Raw genomic sequence first — 24,493 nt, forward strand, 5'->3', positions numbered from 1 at the left:
TATGATTTGTACGATAAAAGCGCCAAGGCTGGGGGACAAACCAGTCTCTGGCGCTTGTTTTCATACGAAATAACCTGATTGATCTAATTTATGCATTGGTATGTTGAGAAAAAGGAAATGCTCATTGACGGAAAAGTTTATACAATGGAAGAAGGATAGGAACTGTGAAATTCGACTTTTGATGAAGGATTTCATATAATGTGAGCATATTGTGAACAACTTGAATTGAGAATTTTGCGAAAACTGAAATGAAAATGATTTCCGTCCAGCTATGAATTTCAAAATTTGACGGAGGGAACGAGATGACAATGGAAGAGAGCAGCAGACAGGTACCTTGGCAGAGTTATTATGGACCTAATTTAGGTTATGTGCAGGACCAGTATGAAAAGTATGTAGCGGACCCCGGAACAGTTGATCCGGCTTACCGCGAGCTGTTTGATCAATGGGGTGAGCCGCCGCAATCCGAATACTCGGCTGCTTCCATGATAGACTACAAATTGCAAGGCCCCCCGGCAAGCGCTCAGGGACATCTTGATTCGAACACATTACAGAAAGCGGTTACAGCCGGGAAAATGGTGTGGAACATCCGTGAATACGGACATTTGGCTGCACAAATAGACCCGCTGGGACTGGATGCCGAGCAGGATACACGCTTGCTTGATCCGGCATCCTACGGTTTAACTGAACAGGACCTAAAGGCTTTTCCGGCCTCTTTAATATGGGATAATGCTCCCGCTGGAACACTTAACGGCTGGGAGGCTATCCAACGCTTGCGTGTAGCATACACAGGCCCGATTGCCTATGAATTTAGTCACATTCATAACGAAGAGGAACGCCGCTGGCTGAACAGCTACGCTGAATCCGGCTGGTCCTCCAAACCACTCACCACACAGGAACGCAAGGTGTTGCTAGGCAGACTGGTAGAGGTGGAGCAGTTCGAAGAGTTTTTGCATAAAACGTTTGTCGGACAGAAACGTTTTTCCATCGAAGGTAATGATGTCCTTGTACCCGTACTCGACGAAATTATCCGTCTTACGACGAATGCAGGTGCAAGCCACGTGCTGATGGGGATGGCGCATCGTGGTCGTCTGAATGTGCTGGCCCACGTACTGGGCAAGCCTTACAGCAAAATTTTCTCTGAATTTCATCATTCTCCGAATAAGGATCTGATCCCGTCAGAAGGCTCGACAGGAATTAATTACGGCTGGACCGGAGATGTAAAATATCATCTGGGTGCCAATCGTTTTGTAAAGGATGGGGAAGCGGTACAGGCCCGTCTGACATTAGCGAATAACCCGAGTCATCTGGAATACGTGAACCCGGTCGTGCAGGGCTTTTCCCGCGCAGCGCAGGAGGATCGCAGTGAAGCAGGCTATCCGAAGCTGGATGTCAGCAAGGCAGCAACCATTATCATGCATGGCGATGCGGCTTTTCCGGGTGAAGGTATCGTGGCCGAATCACTCAATTTCACGAATTTGCGCGGTTTCCGTAATGGCGGCTCGGTTCATATTATTGTTAACAATCGTCTGGGCTTTACAACGGAAAGCGTGGACTCACGTTCGACCCGCTATGCAAGCGATCTGGCCAAAGGCTACGAAATTCCGATCGTACACGTGAACGCGGACAATCCCGAGGCGTGTATTGCAGCAGCTCGAATGGCAGGAGAATACCGCAACCGCTTCAAGAAGGATTTCCTGATTGATCTGATCGGTTATCGCCGTTATGGTCATAATGAATCCGATGATCCGGAAACAACGCAACCGCTGGTATACAGCAAGGTGAAAAACCATCCAACGGTTAGCAAATTGTACGCTCAAAAACTGATTAAGCAAGGAATCGTGGAAGAAGCGTATAATGCCGGACTTATCGAAAAGGTACAAAATCGGCTCAAGGAAGCACATGAGCATGTGAAGAATAACCCGGAAGAGGAGCCTGTAATTGCTCCTTCCAAGGCAAAACGGGGTCAGGATTCTGTGGTTCGTACGGCTGTAGAGTTGAAAAAGCTGCGCCAGATCAATGAAAACCTGCTGAAATGGCCGAAAGCCTTCCAGGTATATCCGAAGCTGGATCGTATTTTACAGCGCAGAAAAACAGCTCTGAACGATGGCGAAAAGGTGGACTGGAGCTTGGCGGAAACGTTGGCTTTGGCTACAATTCTGGCCGATGGCAAACCGATTCGTATGACAGGTCAGGATGCGGAGCGGGCGACCTTTGCTCATCGTAACCTCGTGCTGCACGAGCCTGAAACGGGCAATACACATTGCCCTCTGCACACATTGCCGGAAGCACGCGCTTCGTTCAGTATTCATAACAGTCCGTTGTCTGAGGCGTCTGTCCTTGGCTTTGAATATGGCTATAACGTGTACTCTCCTGAAACGTTAGTGATTTGGGAGGCGCAATTCGGTGATTTTGCCAACTGTGCGCAGGTTATCTTTGACCAGTTCATTTCCGCTGGCCGCGCCAAATGGAGACAGAAATCCAGTCTGGTGATGCTGTTGCCACATGGTAGTGAAGGACAAGGACCGGAGCATACAAGCGCACGTCTGGAGCGTTTCCTCCAACTGTCTGCACAAAATAACTGGACTGTCGCTAACTTGAGTAGTGCCTCGCAGTATTTCCATCTGCTGCGCCGTCAGGCTGCATTAAGCGAAAGTGAGGAAGCTCGTCCGCTTGTGATGATGTCGCCGAAAAGCCTCATTCGTAACAATCGTGTCGCTTCGCCTGCTTCCGAGTTCAGCGAAGGAACATTCCGTCCCGTGCTGGAGCAGCCTGGATTGGGTGTGCGCCCGGATCGTGTAGAGCGAATTGTACTGTGCAGTGGCAAGATTGCCATTGATTTGGAAGAAGCGTTGGAGAAGGACAAGGCTGAAGCGGAGGAACGTCTTCACATCATTCGCGTCGAGCAGTTGTATCCTTTCCCAGAAGAGGAAATTCGGAATATTTTCAGCCGCTTCCAGCATGTTAAGGAATTTGTATGGGCACAGGAAGAACCGAAAAACATGGGGGCCTGGAGTTACATTGAGCCTCGATTGCGGAATGTAGTGCCGCAAGGAGCGGAAATCCGCTATGCAGGCAGACCGGATCGTTCCAGCCCGGCGAGTGGTTATCAGCAAGTACACAGCCTAGAGCAGCAGCGAATTATTCAATCAGCATTGAAGCAGGATTCCAAAAACAATATTACACTGGGGAGGTAGCGGCTGTGAGCGATATTTTAGTGCCAGCAATGGGAGAATCCATCACGGAAGGAACAATCTCCAAATGGCTTGTGAAGGAAGGGGATTCCGTAGGACAGGGAGATGTTCTACTGGAACTGGAAACCGATAAGGTCAACCTGGAAATTAGCGCAGAAGAAGCGGGCGTAGTCCAGAAAATCCTTCGACAGGAAGGGGAAACGGTGGTTATCGGTGAAGCAGTTGGCTTGATCGGAAGCGGCAGTGGGACTGGTAACGCAGAACCGTCCAGTGCCGTAGAAGCAGCAGCGACCCAAGCGCCAGAGGCATCGGCTGTAGCCACTTCGCCTGCTTCCACAGCAGGCGTTGGCAAGTCAGCAGCGGAACAGGCCGCACAGCCTATTGCATCCAATGGTGACGGAAACGGTCAGACGGCATCTCCCTCTGCCCGGAAGCTGGCGCGTGAGCGCGGAATTGATCTGGAACAGGTACAGGGGAAGGACCCGCTCGGACGCGTATTCCAGGAGGACGTTAAAACGCATTCGAACAGCGCCCATGCTTCGCGTACTGCATCACCTGCACCTGCGGCTCCCGCTGCGAATAAGTCTGCTGCCGCGTCTCCGTCTCAGACAGAGTACAGCAAGCCGGTAGAACGTCAGCGCATGTCCCGCCGCAGAGCGACCATTGCCAAGCGTCTCGTTGAGGCACAGCAAACGGCAGCTATGCTTACGACCTTTAATGAAGTGGATATGACCGCCATCCTTGATGTTCGCAAACGCCGTAAAGATAAGTTCAAGGAGAAGCACGATGTAGGGCTGGGCTTTATGTCCTTCTTTACGAAGGCAGTGGTCGGTGCGCTCAAGCGTTTTCCTACTGTAAATGCGGAAATTAACGGCGATGATATCGTACTGAAAAAATACTATGATATCGGGATTGCCGTATCTGCGAAGGAAGGGCTGGTTGTACCCGTTGTACGGGATGCTGATCGTCTCGGCTTTGCCGAAATTGAAAAGAGTATTGCAGAACTGGCTGGTAAAGCACGTTCCAATTCGCTTTCATTGGCAGATCTGCAAGGTGGAACCTTTACCATTACCAACGGAGGTATTTTCGGTTCCCTGCTGTCTACGCCAATCCTGAATACACCGCAAGTAGGTATTTTGGGAATGCATAAAATCCAGCTTCGCCCGATTGCCATTGACGAGGAACGTATGGAAAATCGTCCGATGATGTATATCGCGTTGTCCTACGATCACCGGATTATTGATGGAAGCGAAGCGGTTCGCTTCCTGGTAACGGTCAAAGAATTGCTGGAAGATCCGGAATCGTTGTTGCTGGAAGGATAAAATAGATCAACCGTTGTATCCAATCTTAACGTTTATGAAAAAGCAGGCTCTTGCGGGTCTGCTTTTTTTCCTGCATAGTTATAACATAGGATTACAGGTAGTAGGTACTCAGATGCGAAAGAAGGGTGGGGACTGTATTGGATCATGATTTGCGTTACCCGATTGGGCCATTCGTCGTTCCGGATACCATTACAGAAGAACAGCTTGTGGCATGGACTCACGATATTGCTGAACTGTCTTCTCAGCTTCGTCAGGCGGTCGAAGGGCTGGACGAACAACAACTGAACACGCCTTATCGTGAAGGAGGTTGGACGGTTCGGCAGGTTGTCCATCATTTGGCAGACAGCCATATGAACGGTTATATTCGCTTCAAGCTGGCGCTAACAGAGGATACACCCACGATTAAGCCATATGATGAGGGGCGTTGGGCCGAAATACCGGATGCAAGGGAGCTTCCACTGGAGCCTTCTCTGCAATTGCTGGAAGGGCTGCATGAACGGTGGGTGGTTGTATTGCGTTCGCTGGGGGATGATCAATTACACCGAACGTTTATCCATCCGGAATCGGGTCAGACGATTCGCCTGGAACGAAACATCGGCATCTATGCCTGGCATGGCAAACATCATATAGCTCATATTACTTCCCTAAGAGAACGGAATGCATGGTAATTTTGAACATAACCTCAAAGTAAAAATTAAACACAAAAAAGAAACCTTCAAGTCCACTGTAATCGTGGTTTTGAAGGTTTCTTTTTTATTCCTCCAGCGAAGATGACCTGGACAAGGCGGATCAACCAGATGTCTGAGAGCCTCCAGACAAAATAGAAACGGAGCTCGCTGCTGTGTTAACATGACGATCCAGCCAATCCACGATATCGGTCATGACCTCGTCGCGGTTCGTTTCATGCAGCATCTCATGTCGGCCGTCAGGATAGAGACGATATTCTACATCCTGAAGCTTCAAACTTCGGTACATATCCACCAGCGATAGAACACCTTTACCGAACAACCCCACCGGATCACGATCCCCGGCAAAAATATAGATTGGCAGCTTGGGATTGATTTTTTCGAGTGAGGAGGGCCAATGAATTTCCTGCAAAAGCCGGAAAAAATCTAGGAAAAAGCCTGTCGTGCAGATGGCACCGCATAACGGATCATGCACGAATTGGTCTACTTCATCGGGATCGCGGGATAACCAGTCGAACGCTGTACGCACCGGACGAAAGGTTCGATTAAACCCGCCGAAGACCATAGCGTTGAGCAGTATGCTGCGGTGATCCATTCCCTGCAGTTTGGCTTGCAGCAGGGCAACTTGTTCTCCAAGTTTCAGCAGACCACGTCGCCCGTTCGTTCCCGATAAAATAAATCCGTGATACTGCTGCTTATCATCATACATGATTTTCTGGGCTAAAAAGGATCCCATACTGTGACCAAGCAAAAAACGAGGCTGATCCGGAAACTCCTTGGCCGCAATTTCGCCCAGATCCAGCATACCGCTTGCCATTCGTTGGAATGCATTCGCTCCCGGCATGCCAAGCTTATCAGAATCACCGGCGGTACGTCCGTGGCCGATATGATCGTTGGCATATACACCATAGCCGGAAGCTGTAAGCTTCTCAGCCAAGCGAATATAGCGGTAGGACGTCTCACACATCCCGTGCGAAATCTGCACGATTCCCCGCACGGCTGTACGCTGATCCGGTAGCCATCGGTAGGCAAAAAGCTCCGTTCCGTCATTTTCAGCGATGGTGAAGGTATATTCCCGCATAATTAGACAACACACCCTTTAAGCTTTAAGGAAGATAAGATCTAAGGATAGTCATTCCGTCATTCAGCGTGTAACCACCCAGATTAGCGGGTAGCAGGAAACAATCTCCGGCTTTGCAGGAGAGAGACGACGAATGATTGTCCCATGTTAATGTACCGCTGCCTTCGCAAATCACGAGAATGGTAAAGCTGTCATCAGTTGTGGAAAGCGTCCAGCTTCCTTCTACAATACCCTTTTCCACGACAAAATACTCACAGGCTGCGAGTTGAAGCCATTCACCCGGCTGCAAACCATCTGTCTTCATCGTTGTTGCACCAGCCTCCTCATAAGAGGTCACATTGAGGGAATCCTCGATATGTAGCTCACGGGGCTTGCCATCCAGACCAGGACGGTTGTAGTCATATAGCCGATAGGTGGTATCTGAATTTTGCTGAATTTCAGCGACAACAACGCCCGCACACAACGCATGTACGGTTCCAGCAGGGATGAAAAATGTATCGCCTGCCTCAACAGGAACCTGACGCAAGCTGCCCAGGATGTCTCCACTTTCAAGGGCGGTACGCAGGCTGTCCCGGGTCACGCCCTCGGTCAAACCGTAAATAATTTTGGCATCCGGCTTGGCATCAAGCACGTACCACATTTCAGTTTTTCCCAGCTCTCCGGCTGGAAGTCCTGCATAATCATCTGTCGGATGCACTTGCACGGACAGATCGTCATTGCAATCCAGCAGCTTGATCAGAAGCGGAAAACGTCCCCCTTTTTCCGATACGCCCTTGGCCCCGAGCCAATCCTGCCCGTAGGTTTCCCGAATTTCATCCAGCCCCTTGCCAGCCAACTCGCCATTGATGACCGTTGTGGTTCCATTTGGATGATCTGCAATCATCCAACCTTCGCCAATATGCCCTTCCGGCGGGGTCAAGCCGAATTGTTCTAAGGCTCGTCCTCCCCAAACTCTCTCTTTGAACTCAGGTTGAAATTGCAGCGGATATGGCTTTAGCATAATTCTCTCCTCCATAATGAGTAATGAGTGCGACCTAACAGAATAGGGAAATCAGAAACGTGCCGCTGAGGCAATAAAACTGGGATGAATAGCCCGAACGACGCTCAAAAAAATATATATGTAAGGCGGCCAAAAAAAGCCGCTCATAACCTGAATATGCGAATTTAAAAATCTGACATTATTTCTTTTCAACCGCCACTACGTAAGGCGAAGCAGCTCGTTGTAATTGGCGATAAATTATGCTTTGACCACTGGATACCGGGAGGGCGGAGGCCCATTGAAGGACAGCTTCTGCTTCCTCGCCGCCTCCAGCGTGCCCCGGATACAGTACGGTGGTCAGAATGCCGCGTGGGCGCAGCAGATACAGTGCCGCATCAAGAGCAGCGAGTGTACTGTCGGTATGCGTGATAACAGACGGATCAGCGCCTTCCGAGGGCAAGTAGCCGAGGTTAAACATGACCGCAGCGACTTTGCCATGCAGCTTGTCGGGGACGGCCTCCCGCATCTGCTCATGGCCTTGCAGCAATAGCGATACCTCCGCCAGTGAGGGAGAGGTGTCTTCATCGAGCCGACGAAGAGCAAGCTGCAACGCCTCCTGCTGGATATCGAAGCCGTAGACACGTCCCCGTCTGCCGACGGCTTTAGCCAGGAAAAGTGTATCCGCGCCAGTGCCGACTGTAGCATCTATAGCGATATCGCCCGGCTGGACTCGCGCAGCTACCAATTGATGAGCATAGCTCAGTACAGACAGGAAGCCCATTTAAGGCTGCCTCCAATACTTGCCTTGCCACGTTTCACGTGATTTTAGCTCATCGTCAATGGCGTTAAGCACTTCCCATTTTTTGAGCGACCACATCGGACCCATCAGCAAATCGCGTGGTGCATCCCCGGTCAACCGATGAACGATCATTTCGGGCGGCAAAAATTCCAGCGTATCGACGATCAGCTTGACGTATTCATCTTTTTCCAGAAAGCGTAGCAATCCGGCTTCATACTGCTTGACCATCGGCGTTTTGCGCATGAGATGCAGCAGGTGGATTTTGATGCCCTGCACATCCATAGCCGCCACTGCGCGACCTGTGTCCAGCATCATTTCATGCGTTTCCTGCGGCAGTCCGTAAATGATGTGTGCGCACACACGGATATTGCGCTTGCGCAGCTTTTCCACCGCATCCAGATAGCATTGAGTGTCGTGGGCGCGGTTAATCAGCTCCGATGTGGATTCATGGACGGTTTGCAGGCCCATTTCGATCCATAGGTATGTGCGCTCGTTCAGCTCGGCAAGGTAATCCACTACATCGTCAGGCAGGCAATCGGGACGTGTAGCGATGGACAGACCGACAACGCCGGGCTGCTCCAGAATGACCTCGAAGTATTCGCGTAGCTCCTCAACCGGGGCATACGTATTCGTATAGGCTTGAAAATAGCCGATATATTGGGCGTTTGGCCATTTTAGATGCTGACGGTCCCGAATCGTATTGAATTGGGTGACGAGATCGTCCCGGCGGCGTCCGGCAAAATCACCAGATCCCCGTGCGCTGCAAAAGGTGCAGCCTCCTTTGGCAATGGAACCATCCCGGTTCGGACAGGTAAAGCCTGCATCCAGCATGACTTTGAATACTTTATTTTGAAATTGCTCGCGCATTTCGTAATTCCACGTATGGAACCGTTTATCTCCCCACAGGAGAGAAGCAGGCAACAAATCTGTTTTCATGGGTGTACTCCTTTTTTTTGCGATCACCCTATTGTAACAAAAATCAGTCGGAATTGGGAATCACTTGAGAGCGAAAGGCGAGAGAAAGCGCGGATTTTATTGGATTCAGGATTGAAAAAGGTTACACCATGTGTTATATTGTAAGCGGTACCAGACATAATATAAAAGGACTGTTTTCGATCCTGAAAATAAAAGTTAACCATCGGCTAATGATTATTTTTCAGGGCAGCTATGCTGCTTCTATCGCCTGCTTTAGGGTAAATGCACGTCGGTTCCATCACTAATAACCCGTGAGGTGATCTTTTATGAATACGCAGGATAAAACGCGTATGGATAAAGTTACGGTTGAGTTAACCTTTGACGAGGCTTTGGCGCTGACTGGTGTCCGTTTTGGGCAAGACCGCCAGATTGGAACGGCCGCTCGTCAAAAAATCAGAGCCGCTTGCCAAAAGACGATTGATTTTTCACCTGCTGATGGGGTAGACTATGAACAATTAAAATAGTTGGACCCCAATCCAAATATATTGAAAAAGGAATTTCATTTCCGTATCTTCAAGCGGGGGTGAGATTCCTTTTTCCTTGATAACAGAGTATATGGAGGAGTAACATGCGTTTACGCGGAAGAAAAGGAATACGGGAAAGTCTGGAAGAACAGCAGGATCTGGTCATCTTGGAGCCGGGACAGTACAAAGGAAAGTGGCAGCAGCTCTTTGGGAATGATCATCCGATTCATGTGGAGTTCGGTATGGGCAAAGGGCGTTTTATCAGCCAAATGAGTTATCGTAATCCAGAAATCAATTATATTGGCTTTGATATGTATGATGAGTTGGTGCGTCGCGCTGCGGAAAAGTCGCGTCTGGCCTGGAGTGATACAGAGGTTGATTCGCCGCCCAATATCAAATTGGCGCTTGCCAACATTGAACAGATTGAGAATGTTTTTGAACCTGGGGAAATTGAGCGCATTTATTTGAATTTTAGCGATCCGTGGCCTAAAGCCAAGCACGCGCGTCGTCGTTTGACACATCCACGCTTTTTGGACAAGTACCGGCAACTTTTAAACAGCAAGGGGCAAATTCATTTCAAAACCGACTCGGAGACGCTGTTTGAGTTCTCGCTGAATTCGTTTGCTGATAGTGGTCTGCAAATGACGAATATATCGTTGAATCTTCATCGTGATGGTATCAACGAAGAGCATGTCATGACCGAGTACGAGCATAAATTTATGGGTAAAGGTATGAACATCCACCGTGTCGAGGTGTTGATTGGCAAAGATGTATTGGAAGAGTATGAGAAAATGCGTCTTGAGAAGTATGGAAAATAAATAAAAAAACAGGGTGCTTCCTTTTTAGGAAAGCACCCTGTTTGGTTCCAGTATATCCAAAATACTCTGTGCACTCTGAAGAGGATAATATCGCGCTACATTATGAACGTGATCCTGTCGCTTGCGAACGATTTCGGGAAATTCGTGTAACAGCCGGTTCATCCATTTAACGACAACATCCAGCGAAGTAATCGGTTCTCCGAAGCCTTGAGCCGTAAAGTATTGACAATTTTCTTCTTCCTGTCCGGGGAGAGGCTTGTGAAACAACATCGGAATCCCTTTTGCCAGGCCCTCGGTGCATGTCATTCCGCCGGGCTTGGTAATAAGCAGATCCGATACCTCCATTAATTTGTCGATTTCCCGCGTAAATCCAAAAATATGAATATTCGGATGAATAAAGCGGGGATCCAGCTGCAATTTACGACGAATTTTATCATTATGCCCCAGACAAAAAATAAATTGAATGTTTTCTCTCCAGTGGGTAAGCGATCGATGAATGACTTCGTCGTTCATCAGACCCCAGCCGCCTCCCATAACGAGCACCGTGGGAATCGGCTTAAGACCGAATTGGTCCCGGATTTCGTCGTGCCCCGGATGTTCCCAGAAATTTGGATGAACCGGAATACCCGTTACTTGAATTTTTGACATAGGTACTCCGCGTGTACGCAGCTTACGCATGACTTCAGGTGTAGATACAAAGTACCGGTCCACCTCGGGACTGATCCACGTTCCATGCGCATCGTAGTCTGTAATGACGGTACAGAGCGGAACATGTACGCCCAAGCGCTTCAAACGTGAAATCACTGCACTTGGGATGGGATGAGTGCATACCACCAAATCAGGACGAAGTTGCCGAAGAATGTTTCGGGTCTGCGTGTAGAACAGACGGTGCAAAGCGAGCGTTGTAAGACGGTTTAATGATTTTTTATACTGATGACGGTAAACCATTCCGATCAGGCGAGGCTGCGATATGACAGTCTTCTTATACGCTGTAATAATGAGCGGAGCCATTCTCGGATTCAAAAAGCTCCCTAATTCCAGCACTCTGGTCTGCACATTCGGAGAAAGCTTGCGCAAACTGCTTGAGAGTGCGTACGCAGCTTGAGTATGTCCGGCACCGAAACCTTCCGATAATAATAACACTCGTTTTTTAGCCACTCTCATTTCACCTGTTCCTGCTGGGATGTTCTCAATCATACCATATCGGCTTTAAGGCCAGAATGCAACCGTTCCTATTGCTGCTGATGTGCCGATGACCGCTCCTGCGAGTACGTCCGTAGGATAGTGGAGTCCCAGGTAAATTCGGGAAAACCCCACAATCAGTGCGATAGGAAGCAAAAGCAGTGTTAGCATGGGTGACTGTAGCATAAAAGGAACGGTTACTGAAAAAATAGCGGTTGTATGCCCTGAAGGAAAAGAATGATCCGACAGGGGATTTCGGAACGTATTCGTATCTGGCAGTGCCAGGTAGGGACGAATCCGCGGGTACAGCTTTTTGGCGATGGCTACAGGGATGTGGCTGACTCCAAGCGCGATGGCCCCCTTCATACCGGATTCCTTCCATGGAAGCGGAGCGAGCAGCCATACAAGCAGTGTAGAGGTGATTGTAAAGGTCGCTCCACCCAGATGTGTAAGATAATAAAGCCAGAAGTTCAAAAAACGATTGTGTAAGCGTCCGTTGATCCATTTGAACAACTGCTGCTCCAGATTTACAAGTTTTACGACTAAACGTTGCATTTGGTTTCCTCCGGTTGCCGTGCCGGGTTGGTCGGCAAATATTTTGAGCCACTTGGACAGAATCAGGTGATAAGTCATTATTCTCTTGCTCTCATCATATTTTTAAACGCTGCTCATTTCAAGGATCACAACTTATCTGGTTCAATTCTACACAAAAATGTTAATGGAATATAAGTTGAATTGTATAACTTTCTTTGCGTTCATTCGTCTAATACGATAGAGTATTTAGAAGTGGCTGCTTAATGGGCCACAAAAAGGAGGGACTAAAGAAATAAAAAGTTAGCAAATGGATGAAAATAAGACCTACCGTCATGTTATGAAAGGATCAGCGTCGTATTCCTGGTTCAAACGGGAGTTTGTCGTGTTTTTTTGCTGCTGAGAACGGTTTAAAGGCTTTGACAAAAGATTGAAAACCAACGAAAATCGTAATGGCGTTCCTGTGTCAGCCAATAGGGGGCTGCGCACAGTCAATTAAAAAAGCAAGGGTCGGGTCAAAAACTACAAAAAAAGGCGCGCAAAGCGCCGCAACTTGCGCTACACAGATAGAAAACAAACAAACGCAAGATTTTTAAGGGGTATAAAAAAGGGGGTAACAAGAGATTATGTTAGACGCCATTTTCGTGACGTTCCAGATTATACTGGCGCTGATCGCGGCTTATCAATTTTCATTCTCCTTGTTCGGTCTGGTTCGCAAAAAAAGAAAAGAGCATGCGGCTCCGGAAAAATCATTTGCCATTTTGGTCGCTGCCCACAATGAGGAACAGGTTGTAGGAGCATTGATGGAGAATTTGAAGCAACTTGATTATCCAAAGGAACTGTACGATGTATTCGTTATTTGTGATAACTGCACGGACAAGACGGCGGATATCGTTCGAGCACACGGCATGAATGCTTGTGAACGTACGAACCCGAATTTGCGTGGTAAAGGCTACGCCATTGAGTGGATGCTCAAGGAATTGTGGGCTATGCCACGTCAATATGATGCGATTGTCATGTTCGATGCTGACAATTTGGCACATACGAATTTCTTGAGAGAAATGAACAACGACTTGTGCACAGGTGCCCGCGTTATCCAGGGGTACATTGATACGAAGAATCCTGAGGATTCATGGATTACTGCGGCATACGGGGTATCTTACTGGTATATCAACCGTTTGTGGCAGTTGTCACGTCACAACCTGAACATGGCTAACTTCCTTGGTGGTACAGGCATGTGCTTTGAAACGAATCTGCTCAAGGAAATGGGCTGGGGTGCGACGAGTCTGGTAGAGGATTTGGAGTTTACCATGCGTTGTACGCAACGTAATGTATATCCGAGATTTAATTATGATGCCAAGGTATATGACGAGAAGCCGTTGACTTTTAAAGCTTCCTCCAGACAACGTCTGCGCTGGATGCAGGGTCACTTTACAGTCGCTCGCCGTTATTTCTTCCCGCTGCTGTGGCAGAGCATCAAGCATAGAAGTCTGATTAAATTCGATATGGCTCTCTATGGTCTGAATGTATACATCGTACTGTTCACTTTCTTGATGACAGCAGCGATGTGGGTGGATATTGCGTTCTTCGGGGGACCTAATATCGAAAATATCTATGTGCAATTTCCGGCCTGGACCGGTGTTATAGCAGTTGGGTTGAACGTTTCAACCTTTGTGATTGCGATGATTCTGGAGAAGGTCACGTTCAAAAAAGTGTATCTTTATTTGCTGCTATTCCCTGTCTATCTGATTTCGTGGTATCCGATTACGTTCTATGCGTTCTTCACGCAAAACAACAAGCAATGGAGCCACACCCAGCATACGCGTGTCGTTCGGCTGGAAGAAGTTCAAAGCAAGCAGGGCTAAATGCAGAAGCACATATAAGTGTTTCACAAATCCTAACTATTAGCTATTTTTAATAAATGTGTTGACACTCTGGTGAGTTGCGTGATATGATGATCAAGTGTGTTAATTGAAAAAGTATGGATTAACAAGTAGAAGGTCCGACTTCTCACCTGTCCGGTATTGCCGGCTGGTCTTGATCCAATGATTTGTGAATTGAACTTTCATGATGAATTGAGTATCAGACAGGGATGTCGGCTGCATAGTCGTCATCCCTTTTTTGTGCTTTAATACAATACAACAATAACAGGTTCTGGAGGTGGAGGGTTATTAGTAAGGAACATATGATCAATGATGAGATTCGGGTGAGAGAAGTACGTCTGGTTGGTGCTAACGGGGAACAAATCGGGATTACGCCGACTCGTGAAGCTCTACAAATGGCGATTGACGCCAACTTGGATCTCGTGAACGTGGCGCCTCAAGCGAAGCCGCCCGTGTGTCGGATTATGGATTACGGAAAATTCCGCTACGAGCAACAGAAGAAAGAAAAGGAAGCCCGTAAAAACCAGAAGATCGTTGACATCAAAGAGGTATGGTTCCGTTCCAACATCGAGGAGCATGATTACCAGACCAAGTTTCGCAATGTGGTGAAGTTCCTGAATGAAGGGGACAAGGTGAAATGCTCCGTTCGTTTCCGCGGTCGTGAAATTACCCATGCTAACGTGGGTCAAAAGATTCTCGAACGTGTGAAATTGGAAGTTGCTGATCTTTGTACCGTGGAGCGCCAACCCAAGCTCGAAGGACGCAGCATGATTATGATATTGGCTCCAAAGAGTCAATGACAAATTAAGGAGGAAGTTCAATGCCTAAAATGAAAACACATAGCAGCCTTAAAGGCCGCTTCAAGATTACTGGTACCGGTAAAGTAATGCGTTACAAAGCTTACAAAAACCACTTGCTTTCCCACAAATCCAAACGTGCAAAACGCGTTCTGGGTACTAACCCTGAGATGGCGCCTGGGGACGTTAAGCGTCTGAAACAAGGTCTTGCTAACCTGAAATAGCACACAGTACGGCAATGAATTAAGCATAAACATTATTTGGGAGGTCTTTTGATATGGCAAGAGTAAAGGGCGGATTCGTCGTTCGTCGTCGTCATAAAAAAGTATTGAAGCTTGCTAAAGGTTATTTTGGTTCCAAACACCGCATTTTTAAAACAGCTAACGAGCAGGTAATGAAATCGCTTGTTTACGCATACCGTGACCGTCGTCAGACGAAACGTAACTTCCGCAGACTGTGGATCGTGCGTATCAATGCAGCAGCTCGCTTGAACGGTTTGTCTTACAGCAAACTGATGCACGGCCTGAAATTGGCTGGTGTGGACATTAACCGCAAAATCCTGGCTGATCTTGCAGTCAACGATATCAATGCGTTCAACTCTTTGGCAACTGTTGCTAAAGGCAAAATCAACGCTTAATTATTGAGATGAAGGCGTTGAAACCGCGAAAGTGGTTGGAAAGGTATCCCGAGCAGTATACTGTGTAGGGGTGCCTTTTTTTGTACATACTTAATGAAATGAAAAAAGTCCAAATTATTCAAAATACGAATAAACATGACGTCTGATGACAGAATGTATGGATTTTGCAATATGTGTAGCGCTTACATTAATTCATTTTCAAAAAAAATTGACCCAAGGTTATTAATCATCTGGATTTTAGTCGATCATAATTGTATAATCTCTAAAGTAAGTCTTCTGTAGGATCTGTCTCGACAGTAAATGGCATGTATGACGTGCCCATTTTCAGAGAGAAGAGACAGTCCAGGCATCTAACACTAAGGGGGAACAGTATCAGCATGAAGAAAATGTTCAGTATGTCTTTGGTTATGTTGCTGGCGATCTCGGTCATTCTCGCTGGCTGCGGTAACAAAAATCAAGGCGCATCCAACGCAAGTGGCGGAGCAGGTGGTTCTACCAAAACATCGAATGTCCAAATCGGCATGGTTACAGATGTAGGCGGAGTAAACGACAAATCGTTTAACCAATCTGCATGGGAAGCACTGCAAGCCATTGAAAAAGAAACAGGCACCAAGGCTAAATATCTGCAAAGTAAATCGGATCAAGATTATATTCCTAACCTGAACCAATTTGTTAAGGGCGGTTTTAACCTGACTTGGGGTATTGGTTTTAATTTGGCGAATGCGATTGGACAAGTAGCGAAAGAAAACCCGGACAAAAATCTGGCGATCATCGATAGTGTCGTAGATGCGCCTAATGTAAAATCGGTTGTTTTTGCTGAAAATGAAGGTTCCTTCCTCGTTGGGGTTGTAGCTGGTAAACTTACAAAAACAAACAAAATTGGTTTTGTGGGTGGACAAGACAGCCCGTTGATCAAACGTTTTGAAAAAGGCTTCGAAGCAGGAATTAAAGCAGTAAATCCAAATGCAAAATTGATCGTAAACTATGCAGGTGCGTTTGATAAGCCGGATGTGGGTAAAGCGGCAGCGGCAACGATCTATAATGACGGCGCAGATATTATTTTCCACGCAGCTGGCGGATCAGGCACAGGCGTATTTAACGAAGCGCTCGCACGGAAGCAACAAGGTAAGCAGGTATGGGTTATCGGTGTAGATAAAGACCAGTCGCTTGAGTTTGGTGATGACGTAACGTTGACTTCAATGGTCAAACATGTGGATGAAGCCGTAAAACGTGTATCCCAGGAAGTCATCGACGGTAAATTTAAGGGCGGTATCGAAACGCTGGCTCTGAAAGATAACGGAATTGGCTTGGCGGATACATCCAGCAAAAACGTTCCTAAAGACGTGCTTGATCTCGTAGAGCAATACAAGCAAAAAATTATTAAGGGTGAAATTACAGTTCCTTCGAAATAAGATTTGGCTTGCAAGATAAATAAAGGTGGCGACAAGGCTGGTTCACAAGACTAGCCTTGTTCTTACGTCTGGAGTTATACAGATCATAACGGTCAATCAGCTCATTGGAGCACATACTATAAAGTATATAAGGGTGATCTCATGGATGCAGCGACCCCCGTCGTTGAGTTAAAGCAAATTACAAAACGATTCCCCGGCATCGTTGCCAACGACTCCATCAGCATCAAGCTGCATAAGGGAGAAATTCATGCCCTCTTGGGTGAGAATGGTGCGGGTAAATCTACGCTTATGAATATTCTTTTCGGACTGTATCAGCCGGATGAAGGATCGATAGAAATTGGTGGAAAACCAGTGCAGATTGATAGCCCAAATAAGGCGATTGATTTGGGAATTGGCATGGTGCATCAGCATTTTAAGCTCGTGCAGCCGTTTACTGTCACCGAAAATATTGTCCTGGGCTCGGAGCCACGTAAAGGTCTGAAAATCAATTATAAAAAGGCTGCCGCCGAAGTACAGCGGTTGTCTGAGCAGTATGGCCTTCAGGTGAATCCGAATGCCAAAATTGAAGATATATCCGTCGGCATGCAACAACGAGTGGAAATTATAAAAACGCTTTATCGTGGCGCAGATATCCTGATCTTTGACGAGCCGACAGCGGTACTGACTCCACAGGAAATCATTGAGCTGTTGGACATTATGAAGCGTCTGGTAGCTGAAGGCAAGTCCATTATTTTGATCACTCATAAACTTAAAGAAATCATGCAAATTGCAGATACAGTTACGATTATTCGCCGGGGTCAGGTTATTGATACGGTCAAGACATCGGAAACGACGCCGAATGATCTGGCGGAGAAAATGGTAGGCCGTCGTGTGTCCTTTAAAGTGGATAAGCAGCCTGCGAAGCCGGGACAAACCGTTCTGGAAATGAGCAATGTGGTCTCTAAAAACATGGATGGCATTAGCGTTCTGAACAAGCTGAACCTGCAAGTCAAGGCAGGCGAGATTTTAGGAATCGCCGGAGTAGATGGCAATGGACAGAGTGAGCTGATTGAAGCTTTGACCGGTTTACGTAAGGTCGATGGTGGGCATATCCGATTGCTCGGACAAGAGATGACGAATCAGTCGCCACGTAAAATTTCAGAGGCAGGCGTTTCGCATATCCCGGAGGACCGGCATAAGCACGGGCTGGTACTCGATTTCTCCATGAGTGAAAACATGGTTCTGGAGACGTACTATCAGGCTCCGTACAGTAAAAATGGCTTTCTGAACAAAGAGGCTATTGATAAGCAGGCGAAAAGTCTCATCGAGAAATTTGATGTGAGAACGCCGGACATTCATACCAAGGCGAGAGCATTATCTGGCGGTAATCAGCAAAAGGCAATCATTGCGCGTGAAATAGATAAAAATCCAGATCTGCTTATTGCGGCCCAACCTACACGGGGGCTGGATGTTGGAGCGATTGAATTTGTCCAGAAGCAACTGATTGCTCAGCGGGATCAAGGCAAAGCGGTATTGCTCATTTCTTTTGAACTGGACGAAATTATGAATGTTTCCGACCGAATAGCTGTCATCTATGAGGGCAAGATTGTCGGGGAAGTGCTACCGGAAGAAACGAATGATCAGGAATTGGGACTGATGATGGCCGGAAGTGCAGTGAAGAAAGGAGTAGAGAATGGCTAACCTGTTGAAAATATTTACGAAAGACTCCTTTGTTCTGGCGCTGGTCTCTATAATTTTGGGTCTTCTTCTGGGTGCTGTCGTAATGCTGATTGGCGGTTATGATCCCATTGTGGCGTATTCTGCTCTATTTAGCCGTGTGTACGGAGACTCATACAACTTTGGTGAGGCTATCCGTGAGATGACCCCACTGATTTTGACGGGGCTTGCATTTGCTTTTGCGGCCCGTGCCGGACTGTTTAACATCGGCGGCGAAGGACAATTTCTGGTGGGTATGACGGCTGCTTCGATTGTGGGCATCAAGCTGCATGGACTGCCTGCTATTATTCATGCGCCGCTGGCAATCATTGCTGGGGCGGTATTCGGGGGTCTATGGGCTGCAATTGCTGGCTATTTGAAGGCTAAGCGTGGCGTGAATGAGGTTATCACTTGTATTATGATGAACTGGATTGGTCTGTATTTGGCTAACCTGGTGATTAACCAGTTCGCACTCATGGAGGGTGAAAATCGTTCCGTGGATATTCAGCCCTCCGCTTCAATTTCGATTGAATGGCTGTCACAGATGATGGGTAATGCCCGAGTTCATTGGGGAACCGTTATTGCTGTGCTGGCGGCGGTGTTTTTCTATATTTTCATGTGGAAAACCAAGCAAGGCTACGAGTTGCGTGCTGTTGGATTTAATCAGGACGCATCCCGCTATGCAGGTATGAATGTGAATCGCAATATCGTAAAAGCGATGTTTATTAGTGGTGTTTTCGCCGGATTGGCGGGTGCCTTTGAAGTGCTGGGTGTATTCCATTATCAATCCGTCATGGCAGGATCGCCGGGGACCGGCTTTGATGGTATCGCCGTGGCCCTCATTGGGATGAATAATCCGTTCGGTGTACTGCTGGGCTCTGTTTTGTTCGGAACGCTTACGTATGGTTCTGCGGGGATGAGCTTTAGCGCGGATGTACCGCCCGAAATCATTCGGATTGTCATCGGCTCAATTATTTTCTTTATTGCAGCTCAGGGAATTGTTCGTTGGGTTGTGAAGCCGCTCTACTCCAAGCGGAAGAAAGAGAAGGTGTTGTAAAATGAGTTGGTTAACACTTGGTGAATTAATCCATACAACGCTCGTTTTTGCGACGGCGATTATATTTGCGTCTCTTGGCGGAGTCTTTTCGGAAAAATCCGGTGTAACGAACCTCGGTCTGGAAGGTCTTATGGTGTTCGGGGCGTTTGCTGCGGGTGTAGGCGGATTTTATGCGGAACAAGCAGGGCTCGGGGGGACCTCTGCCGCTTGGATAGGTGTGTTGTCGGCGGCTGTATTCGGCATTCTGGTTTCGCTGATTCATGCTGTAGCCTCGATTACGTTTAAAGCCGATCAGGTCATTAGCGGAATTGTTATTAACTTTTTGGCGGCAGGCAGTACGCTATACATGGTTAAGCTTTTATTTGAGGGTGATGGCGATACTGGGCGAATTCAGGGTTTTAGCGAAATATCAATTCCCTATCTAGTAGATATTCCGGTTTTAGGAAATGCTTTTTTCCAAGCTTATCCAACGACCTATTTGGCTATACTATTAGTCATTATTGGATATTTCACTTTGTATAAAACGCCGTTTGGCTTGCGTCTACGTTCTGTCGGAGAGCATCCGGGGGCTGCGGATACCGTCGGTATCAAGGTGAACCGGCTGCGTTATATTGGGGTCATGATCAGCGGTGCGTTGGCTGGTATTGGTGGTGCCACGATTACGTTGACGACGACAAATATGTTTTCGCATAATACGGTATCCGGTCAAGGTTATATTGCTATTGCAGCTATGATCTTCGGGAAATGGAACCCGCTCGGTGCTTTTGGCGCAGCCGTGTTCTTTGGCTTTTCCCAGGCCATTCGCAACTATGTGCAGTTGTTCGCATGGTCGCAAAGTATTCCCCAGGAAATTATTTTTATGCTGCCCTATCTTCTGACGATTATTGTACTGGTAGCGGCTGTAGGACGTTCACGTGCACCGGCTGCTTTGGGTCAGCTCTATGATCCAAGCAAGCGCTAATAGTAAATGGGCAACTAAACGCTATTTGTCTTGGAATCAGTAAATTGTATTTGTTCGTAAATCCGGTATCTGCATTCGCAGATACCGGATTTTTTTAGGTTGTGCAGGCATATAAACATACGCTTCTGGCATGGATGGAATAGACTGTGCTATGCAGATTGGACGAACGCTCGGCCCCTGTCAGCTCCAGTCTGTTTTGTGGTGGCGGTGAGCTATCAAGGAGCCGTTCAATCTGTCCATCCGTTAAGAAAGAAGGAGGAAATACGATGAAACAGGCAGTAACCAGAAAGCAGGTGGAGAAGCTTGTCGGCAAAGTCATTCTGGCTACTCGCAAGGATGGTTCTCAGGTCAGCGGCAAGCTGATTCGCATTTCGGGTAACCGACTGATTCTTCAGCCAAACCGTAAGAAAAAAGTAAAGACGAAGGCGATTATTCCCCTGGTGCTGTTTGACTTGCTTGCCATCGGCACGGCTCCTTACGTTGGTGGATATGGCGGTTACGGAGCAGGTTATGGGGGACCGGGATATGGCGGTCCGGGATACGGTGCCCCTCAGTACGGCCCATATACAGATGGGGGATACCCCGGAGCAGGATATCCGTTTTACCCCAATGTATTCTAGGTTAATGGAATTTTGAGATGTAGGCTCCACTTTTTCACAGTGTTTTTTCAAGTTCATGGCATCGACTCAGGGAGACGTATCGTAGCATTTGGTAATGGTTACGCAGATAAAAGCGGATTCCACGGATATTGACTTCATCTACCATGACTTTTGCCCGCTTGCAGCGTCGTAGTCGCCCGTATTGTTCGGCATGCTCCAGCAGTTTTTTTCCGTAGCGCTGGCCTTGATGAGACGAAGAGATTGCGATCAAATCAATGTACAGCAGCTCCCCATGCAGCATGACATGAATGAAGCCGACAGGCTGTGCATTATCGGGCCTGCAAGCGACAAAAGTGATGCCCCGGTTTAAGCGCCGGGGTAATTCTTTACGGATTTGATCTATTTCTTGTGCACCTAAATGTGACAGGGGGACAAGTTCTTGCTCGATCAGACGAAGGATCATTCTGTCATCTTGGGCGCTGCGTTTGCGGATCATAGCGTGCCTCCTTTTCCACCCTTTTAGCAAGGCAAGACGAGGCTTTGGAGGTGCGCACAGTCTCGCCGTGTGGTCTTTTTTATAATATGCGGGTAGCTCTTGCAAGCGTGCGGCTCAGAGGTACCCCGGAGAAAAAACATAAATTTTTATGAAATCTGGGTATTGACTATCCCAGATGGGGGACATATAATGTGTCTAAACATTTGAAAGAATGACATGAACTCAACGGCAATGAAAAGGACGAAGTGATTAGGGCTCTTTTGTTCAGAGAGTGAGGCATTAGCTGCAAGCTTCACCAAAATCCCTTTTTAACGAGCTCACCTTGGAGCTGTTTTCCTGAAAAGTATTTGGGCCCGATGATATTTAGCGGTGCGCTGAATCACCTATTAGGGAAAATCGTACGGTCTACGTTACAGACGCCAGATATGGAGATCCTTTGTGATTTCTGTACCTGCCAAGGTTCGATATTGCGAAATATCGGGCAAATACGGGTGGTACCACGGAAGCTATAGCCTTTCGTCCCTCAGTAACAGCAAGTCTGTTCTAGGGATGGAAGGTTTTTTTGTTTTTACAAATGTCAGATGTATGTAAATTTTGTAAAGGAGGATGACCAATGAGTGCACAAATTCCTGAAGTTCGGTCAACCGATGAATTACGTGAAAAGTGGATGAAACCTGAAGTGATTACAGGTTCGGAAATTTTGCTCCGTAGCCTGTTGCTGGAGGGAGTAGATTGTGTCTTCGGATACCCCGGTGGTGCAGTGCTTTACATTTATGATGCCATGTACGGTTTTGAGGATTTTAAGCATGTCCTCACCCGTCACGAGCAGGGAGCCATTCATGCGGCAGATGGTTACGCACGTGCCAGTGGTAAAGTCGGCGTCTGTATCGCGACTTCCGGACCTGGAGCAACAAACCTGGTAACCGGCATTGCGACGGCTTTTATGGATTCGGTGCCGTTAGTGGTCATCACAGGCAACGTTATATCCTCCCTGATCGGCACAGACGCTTTTCAGGAAGCTGATATCACGGGAATCACGATGCCGATTACGAAGCACAGCTATCTGGTAAGAGATGTAGAGGATCTGCCGCGAATCATCCATGAGGCGTTCCATATTGCCAACACGGGCCGCAAGGGTCCGGTACTGATTGATATTCCGAAGGATATATCGGCAGCCCAAACGCTGTTTGTTCCACAAACGGGACCTGTGACCATGCGAGGCTATAACCCGAAGGTATTGCCAAACAAAATTCAGCTAGACAAGCTGACTCACGCTATTTCTGAAGCGAAACGCCCATTTATTCTGGCAGGTGGCGGGGTTGTTTACTCCGGTGGGCATGAGGCACTTTACGAGTTTGTTCGCAAAACGGAAATTCCGATTACAACAACATTGCTGGGATTGGGAGGTTTCCCAAGTGGTCATGAACTGTGGACAGGAATGCCGGGGATGCACGGAACGTACACCTCCAATCAGGCGATTCAACAGTCGGATTTGCTAATCTGTATCGGTGCCCGCTTTGATGACCGGGTGACAGGCAAGCTGGACGGCTTTGCTCCTCACGCCAAAATTGTCCATATTGATATCGATCCTGCCGAAATCGGCAAAAACGTACCGACAGATATTCCGATTGTAGGCGATGTGAAAGCGGTACTGGAGTTGCTGAATCAGGATGTGAAACGCGCGAATCGAGCGGATGCATGGAGAGCGCAAATTCAACAATGGAAAAATGAGAAGCCTTATTCTTATAAGGATTCGGATACAGTGCTTAAGCCACAATGGGTTGTCGAGCTGCTGGATGAAACGACCAAAGGCGGCGCAATCGTGACAACGGACGTGGGTCAGCATCAAATGTGGGCAGCGCAGTATTATAAATTCAATCAGCCGCGCTCATGGGTGACATCCGGTGGGCTGGGTACGATGGGATTTGGTTTCCCTTCCGCGATTGGCGCTCAGATGGCGAATCCCGACAGACTGGTTATCTCGATTAACGGAGACGGCGGCATGCAGATGTGTTCGCAGGAGCTGGCCATTTGTGCAATCAATAACATCCCGGTCAAAATCGTAATCATCAACAATCAGGTGCTGGGGATGGTTCGACAATGGCAGGAATTGATCTATGACAATCGCTATAGCCATATTGATCTGGCCGGAAGCCCAGATTTTGTGAAGCTGGCTGAGGCATACGGCGTAAAAGGACTGCGTGCTACGAATAAGGAAGAGGCACGTCGGGCTTGGCAGGAGGCGCTTGATACACCCGGACCGGTCGTTGTCGAGTTTGTGGTCAGCAAGGAAGAGAATGTATATCCGATGGTGACGCAAGGTTCGACGATTGATCAAATGCTGATGGGGGACGAGTAAAATGACGATTAAAAATACCATTGCTGTACTGGTAAATGATCATCCCGGCGTTTTGCAGCGTGTGTCCGGCCTGTTCGGTCGCCGTGGTTTTAACATTGAGAGCATTACCGTGGGTCAATCGGAGGAAGTTGGATTATCCCGTATGGTCATTGTGACCATAGGAGATAAGAACAATCTGGAGCAGATCGAGAAGCAGCTTTACAAGCTGGTTGATGTAATCAAGGTTATTGATCTTAGCTCCAAGCCGATGGTTGCACGGGAGTTGGCGATGATTAAGGTGAAAGCAGAACCGCCTCAGCGGCCAGAAATTATGGGTGTCGTGGAAACGTTCAGAGCAGCAGTAGTTGATGTTGGAACGACGAGTTTGATTGTTCAGGTCATTGGCGATACCGAAAAAATTGATGCCATGATCGAGTTGTTGAAGCCTTACGGTATTCGTGAGCTGACCCGAACCGGGGTTACGGCCATGATACGTGGCAATGCTTAATACGGAGCTTTAACGAATTACCGCTTATAGCGCATTACATCAATAAAGAACCGCCCGCATAAGAGCGGGGGCTCGAAGAGAT

The 24,493-nt window shown here is 47.7% G+C and carries 23 protein-coding genes; 16 read left to right on the forward strand and 7 right to left on the reverse strand.

Going from position 1 to position 24,493, the window contains the following annotated elements:
- The first annotated feature begins 302 nt into the window (after positions 1-302).
- From C1I60_RS13550 to C1I60_RS13560, 3 genes are all read left to right on the forward strand, one after another.
- Positions 303-3,194, forward strand: a complete 2,892-nt coding sequence (locus tag C1I60_RS13550; RefSeq protein WP_137062166.1) for a 2-oxoglutarate dehydrogenase E1 component — start codon at positions 303-305, stop codon at positions 3,192-3,194.
- A 5-nt stretch (positions 3,195-3,199) separates the two neighbouring features.
- Positions 3,200-4,513, forward strand: a complete 1,314-nt coding sequence (odhB, locus tag C1I60_RS13555) for a 2-oxoglutarate dehydrogenase complex dihydrolipoyllysine-residue succinyltransferase (protein ID WP_137062167.1) — start codon at positions 3,200-3,202, stop codon at positions 4,511-4,513.
- 137 nt (positions 4,514-4,650) lie between these two features.
- Positions 4,651-5,181 carry a YfiT family bacillithiol transferase gene (locus tag C1I60_RS13560; RefSeq protein WP_137062168.1) on the forward strand — a complete coding sequence of 177 codons (531 nt, stop codon included), beginning with the start codon at positions 4,651-4,653 and terminating at the stop codon, positions 5,179-5,181.
- Positions 5,182-5,302: 121 nt separating this feature from the next.
- Here the strand turns inward: C1I60_RS13560 and C1I60_RS13565 are convergent, their stop codons facing one another.
- The 4 genes from C1I60_RS13565 to mnmL form a co-directional block, all read right to left on the reverse strand.
- Positions 5,303-6,280 carry an alpha/beta fold hydrolase gene (locus tag C1I60_RS13565; RefSeq protein ID WP_137062169.1) on the reverse strand — a complete coding sequence of 326 codons (978 nt, stop codon included), beginning with the start codon at positions 6,278-6,280 and terminating at the stop codon, positions 5,303-5,305.
- Between the two features lie 25 nt (positions 6,281-6,305).
- Complete coding sequence (locus C1I60_RS13570; RefSeq protein WP_137062170.1) at positions 6,306-7,280, reverse strand: type I phosphomannose isomerase catalytic subunit; 975 nt, start codon at positions 7,278-7,280, stop codon at positions 6,306-6,308.
- 178 nt (positions 7,281-7,458) lie between these two features.
- A complete protein-coding gene (gene mnmM, locus C1I60_RS13575) occupies positions 7,459-8,040 on the reverse strand; it encodes a tRNA 5-(aminomethyl)-2-thiouridylate-methyltransferase MnmM (protein WP_137062171.1) in 582 nt (193 codons plus the stop codon).
- On the reverse strand, positions 8,041-8,994 hold the full coding sequence (gene mnmL / locus C1I60_RS13580; RefSeq protein WP_137062172.1) for a tRNA modification radical SAM protein MnmL/YtqA: 954 nt from the start codon (positions 8,992-8,994) through the stop codon (positions 8,041-8,043).
- Positions 8,995-9,299: 305 nt separating this feature from the next.
- On the opposite strand from mnmL, the gene C1I60_RS13585 reads away from it, so the two are divergent.
- Positions 9,300-9,497, forward strand: a complete 198-nt coding sequence (locus C1I60_RS13585) for a hypothetical protein (protein WP_137062173.1) — start codon at positions 9,300-9,302, stop codon at positions 9,495-9,497.
- Between the two features lie 104 nt (positions 9,498-9,601).
- The gene (gene trmB, locus C1I60_RS13590; protein ID WP_137062174.1) at positions 9,602-10,315 is read left to right on the forward strand and encodes a tRNA (guanosine(46)-N7)-methyltransferase TrmB; all 714 of its coding nucleotides are present in this window, start codon (positions 9,602-9,604) and stop codon (positions 10,313-10,315) included.
- A 24-nt stretch (positions 10,316-10,339) separates the two neighbouring features.
- Here the strand turns inward: trmB and C1I60_RS13595 are convergent, their stop codons facing one another.
- Positions 10,340-11,473 carry an MGDG synthase family glycosyltransferase gene (locus C1I60_RS13595; RefSeq protein ID WP_434784396.1) on the reverse strand — a complete coding sequence of 378 codons (1,134 nt, stop codon included), beginning with the start codon at positions 11,471-11,473 and terminating at the stop codon, positions 10,340-10,342.
- A 51-nt stretch (positions 11,474-11,524) separates the two neighbouring features.
- Complete coding sequence (locus C1I60_RS13600; RefSeq protein ID WP_014280555.1) at positions 11,525-12,052, reverse strand: phosphatase PAP2 family protein; 528 nt, start codon at positions 12,050-12,052, stop codon at positions 11,525-11,527.
- A 602-nt stretch (positions 12,053-12,654) separates the two neighbouring features.
- On the opposite strand from C1I60_RS13600, the gene C1I60_RS13605 reads away from it, so the two are divergent.
- The 9 genes from C1I60_RS13605 to C1I60_RS13645 all read left to right on the forward strand — a co-directional run bounded on the left by C1I60_RS13605 (position 12,655) and on the right by C1I60_RS13645 (position 21,090).
- The gene (locus C1I60_RS13605; protein WP_137062176.1) at positions 12,655-13,893 is read left to right on the forward strand and encodes a glycosyltransferase family 2 protein; all 1,239 of its coding nucleotides are present in this window, start codon (positions 12,655-12,657) and stop codon (positions 13,891-13,893) included.
- Positions 13,894-14,213: 320 nt separating this feature from the next.
- Positions 14,214-14,711, forward strand: coding sequence for a translation initiation factor IF-3 (gene infC, locus C1I60_RS13610; RefSeq protein WP_013309378.1), 498 nt, complete (start codon positions 14,214-14,216; stop codon positions 14,709-14,711).
- A 20-nt stretch (positions 14,712-14,731) separates the two neighbouring features.
- Positions 14,732-14,932, forward strand: a complete 201-nt coding sequence (rpmI, locus tag C1I60_RS13615; RefSeq protein WP_013309379.1) for a 50S ribosomal protein L35 — start codon at positions 14,732-14,734, stop codon at positions 14,930-14,932.
- A gap of 53 nt (positions 14,933-14,985) precedes the next feature.
- Positions 14,986-15,345: a 50S ribosomal protein L20 gene (gene rplT / locus C1I60_RS13620; RefSeq protein ID WP_007429517.1), complete on the forward strand. Its 360-nt coding sequence runs from the start codon at positions 14,986-14,988 to the stop codon at positions 15,343-15,345.
- Positions 15,346-15,722: 377 nt separating this feature from the next.
- Entirely contained in the window at positions 15,723-16,757 is a 1,035-nt protein-coding gene (locus tag C1I60_RS13625; protein WP_137062177.1) for a BMP family lipoprotein, read from the forward strand.
- Between the two features lie 141 nt (positions 16,758-16,898).
- The gene (locus tag C1I60_RS13630) at positions 16,899-18,437 is read left to right on the forward strand and encodes an ABC transporter ATP-binding protein (RefSeq protein ID WP_137062178.1); all 1,539 of its coding nucleotides are present in this window, start codon (positions 16,899-16,901) and stop codon (positions 18,435-18,437) included.
- A complete protein-coding gene (locus tag C1I60_RS13635) occupies positions 18,430-19,509 on the forward strand; it encodes an ABC transporter permease (RefSeq protein ID WP_137062179.1) in 1,080 nt (359 codons plus the stop codon). The genes C1I60_RS13630 and C1I60_RS13635 overlap by 8 nt, the downstream gene beginning before the upstream one ends.
- Position 19,510: 1 nt before the next feature.
- On the forward strand, positions 19,511-20,470 hold the full coding sequence (locus C1I60_RS13640) for an ABC transporter permease (RefSeq protein ID WP_137062180.1): 960 nt from the start codon (positions 19,511-19,513) through the stop codon (positions 20,468-20,470).
- Between the two features lie 266 nt (positions 20,471-20,736).
- A complete protein-coding gene (locus C1I60_RS13645) occupies positions 20,737-21,090 on the forward strand; it encodes a hypothetical protein (RefSeq protein ID WP_137062181.1) in 354 nt (117 codons plus the stop codon).
- A 34-nt stretch (positions 21,091-21,124) separates the two neighbouring features.
- Here the strand turns inward: C1I60_RS13645 and C1I60_RS13650 are convergent, their stop codons facing one another.
- Positions 21,125-21,565 (reverse strand): GNAT family N-acetyltransferase, encoded by a 441-nt coding sequence (locus C1I60_RS13650; RefSeq protein ID WP_137062182.1) that lies wholly within the window; start codon positions 21,563-21,565, stop codon positions 21,125-21,127.
- A 613-nt stretch (positions 21,566-22,178) separates the two neighbouring features.
- On the opposite strand from C1I60_RS13650, the gene ilvB reads away from it, so the two are divergent.
- Together ilvB and ilvN are read left to right on the forward strand one after the other, a co-directional pair.
- Positions 22,179-23,924, forward strand: a complete 1,746-nt coding sequence (ilvB, locus tag C1I60_RS13655; protein ID WP_137062183.1) for a biosynthetic-type acetolactate synthase large subunit — start codon at positions 22,179-22,181, stop codon at positions 23,922-23,924.
- A 1-nt stretch (position 23,925) separates the two neighbouring features.
- Complete coding sequence (gene ilvN, locus C1I60_RS13660) at positions 23,926-24,411, forward strand: acetolactate synthase small subunit (RefSeq protein ID WP_137062184.1); 486 nt, start codon at positions 23,926-23,928, stop codon at positions 24,409-24,411.
- Positions 24,412-24,493 lie beyond the last annotated feature (82 nt).

This window comes from Paenibacillus terrae (genome assembly GCF_005217525.1).
GTDB lineage: Bacteria > Bacillota > Bacilli > Paenibacillales > Paenibacillaceae > Paenibacillus > Paenibacillus terrae_C.

Bases quoted from the DNA above. Each gene is read 5' to 3' on its own strand.
- C1I60_RS13600 (WP_014280555.1), bottom strand. From the start codon at position 12,052: ATGCAACGTTTAGTCGTAAAACTTGTAAATCTGGAGCAGCAGTTGTTC.
- C1I60_RS13645 (WP_137062181.1), top strand. From the start codon at position 20,737: ATGAAACAGGCAGTAACCAGAAAGCAGGTGGAGAAGCTTGTCGGCAAA.
- C1I60_RS13570 (WP_137062170.1), bottom strand. From the start codon at position 7,280: ATGCTAAAGCCATATCCGCTGCAATTTCAACCTGAGTTCAAAGAGAGA.
- rplT (WP_007429517.1), top strand. From the start codon at position 14,986: ATGGCAAGAGTAAAGGGCGGATTCGTCGTTCGTCGTCGTCATAAAAAA.
- C1I60_RS13625 (WP_137062177.1), top strand. From the start codon at position 15,723: ATGAAGAAAATGTTCAGTATGTCTTTGGTTATGTTGCTGGCGATCTCG.
- C1I60_RS13640 (WP_137062180.1), top strand. From the start codon at position 19,511: ATGAGTTGGTTAACACTTGGTGAATTAATCCATACAACGCTCGTTTTT.
- mnmM (WP_137062171.1), bottom strand. From the start codon at position 8,040: ATGGGCTTCCTGTCTGTACTGAGCTATGCTCATCAATTGGTAGCTGCG.
- C1I60_RS13585 (WP_137062173.1), top strand. From the start codon at position 9,300: ATGAATACGCAGGATAAAACGCGTATGGATAAAGTTACGGTTGAGTTA.
- infC (WP_013309378.1), top strand. From the start codon at position 14,214: ATGATCAATGATGAGATTCGGGTGAGAGAAGTACGTCTGGTTGGTGCT.
- C1I60_RS13565 (WP_137062169.1), bottom strand. From the start codon at position 6,280: ATGCGGGAATATACCTTCACCATCGCTGAAAATGACGGAACGGAGCTT.
- C1I60_RS13630 (WP_137062178.1), top strand. From the start codon at position 16,899: ATGGATGCAGCGACCCCCGTCGTTGAGTTAAAGCAAATTACAAAACGA.
- C1I60_RS13650 (WP_137062182.1), bottom strand. From the start codon at position 21,565: ATGATCCGCAAACGCAGCGCCCAAGATGACAGAATGATCCTTCGTCTG.
- mnmL (WP_137062172.1), bottom strand. From the start codon at position 8,994: ATGAAAACAGATTTGTTGCCTGCTTCTCTCCTGTGGGGAGATAAACGG.
- ilvN (WP_137062184.1), top strand. From the start codon at position 23,926: ATGACGATTAAAAATACCATTGCTGTACTGGTAAATGATCATCCCGGC.
- C1I60_RS13550 (WP_137062166.1), top strand. From the start codon at position 303: ATGACAATGGAAGAGAGCAGCAGACAGGTACCTTGGCAGAGTTATTAT.
- C1I60_RS13635 (WP_137062179.1), top strand. From the start codon at position 18,430: ATGGCTAACCTGTTGAAAATATTTACGAAAGACTCCTTTGTTCTGGCG.
- ilvB (WP_137062183.1), top strand. From the start codon at position 22,179: ATGAGTGCACAAATTCCTGAAGTTCGGTCAACCGATGAATTACGTGAA.
- rpmI (WP_013309379.1), top strand. From the start codon at position 14,732: ATGCCTAAAATGAAAACACATAGCAGCCTTAAAGGCCGCTTCAAGATT.
- trmB (WP_137062174.1), top strand. From the start codon at position 9,602: ATGCGTTTACGCGGAAGAAAAGGAATACGGGAAAGTCTGGAAGAACAG.
- C1I60_RS13605 (WP_137062176.1), top strand. From the start codon at position 12,655: ATGTTAGACGCCATTTTCGTGACGTTCCAGATTATACTGGCGCTGATC.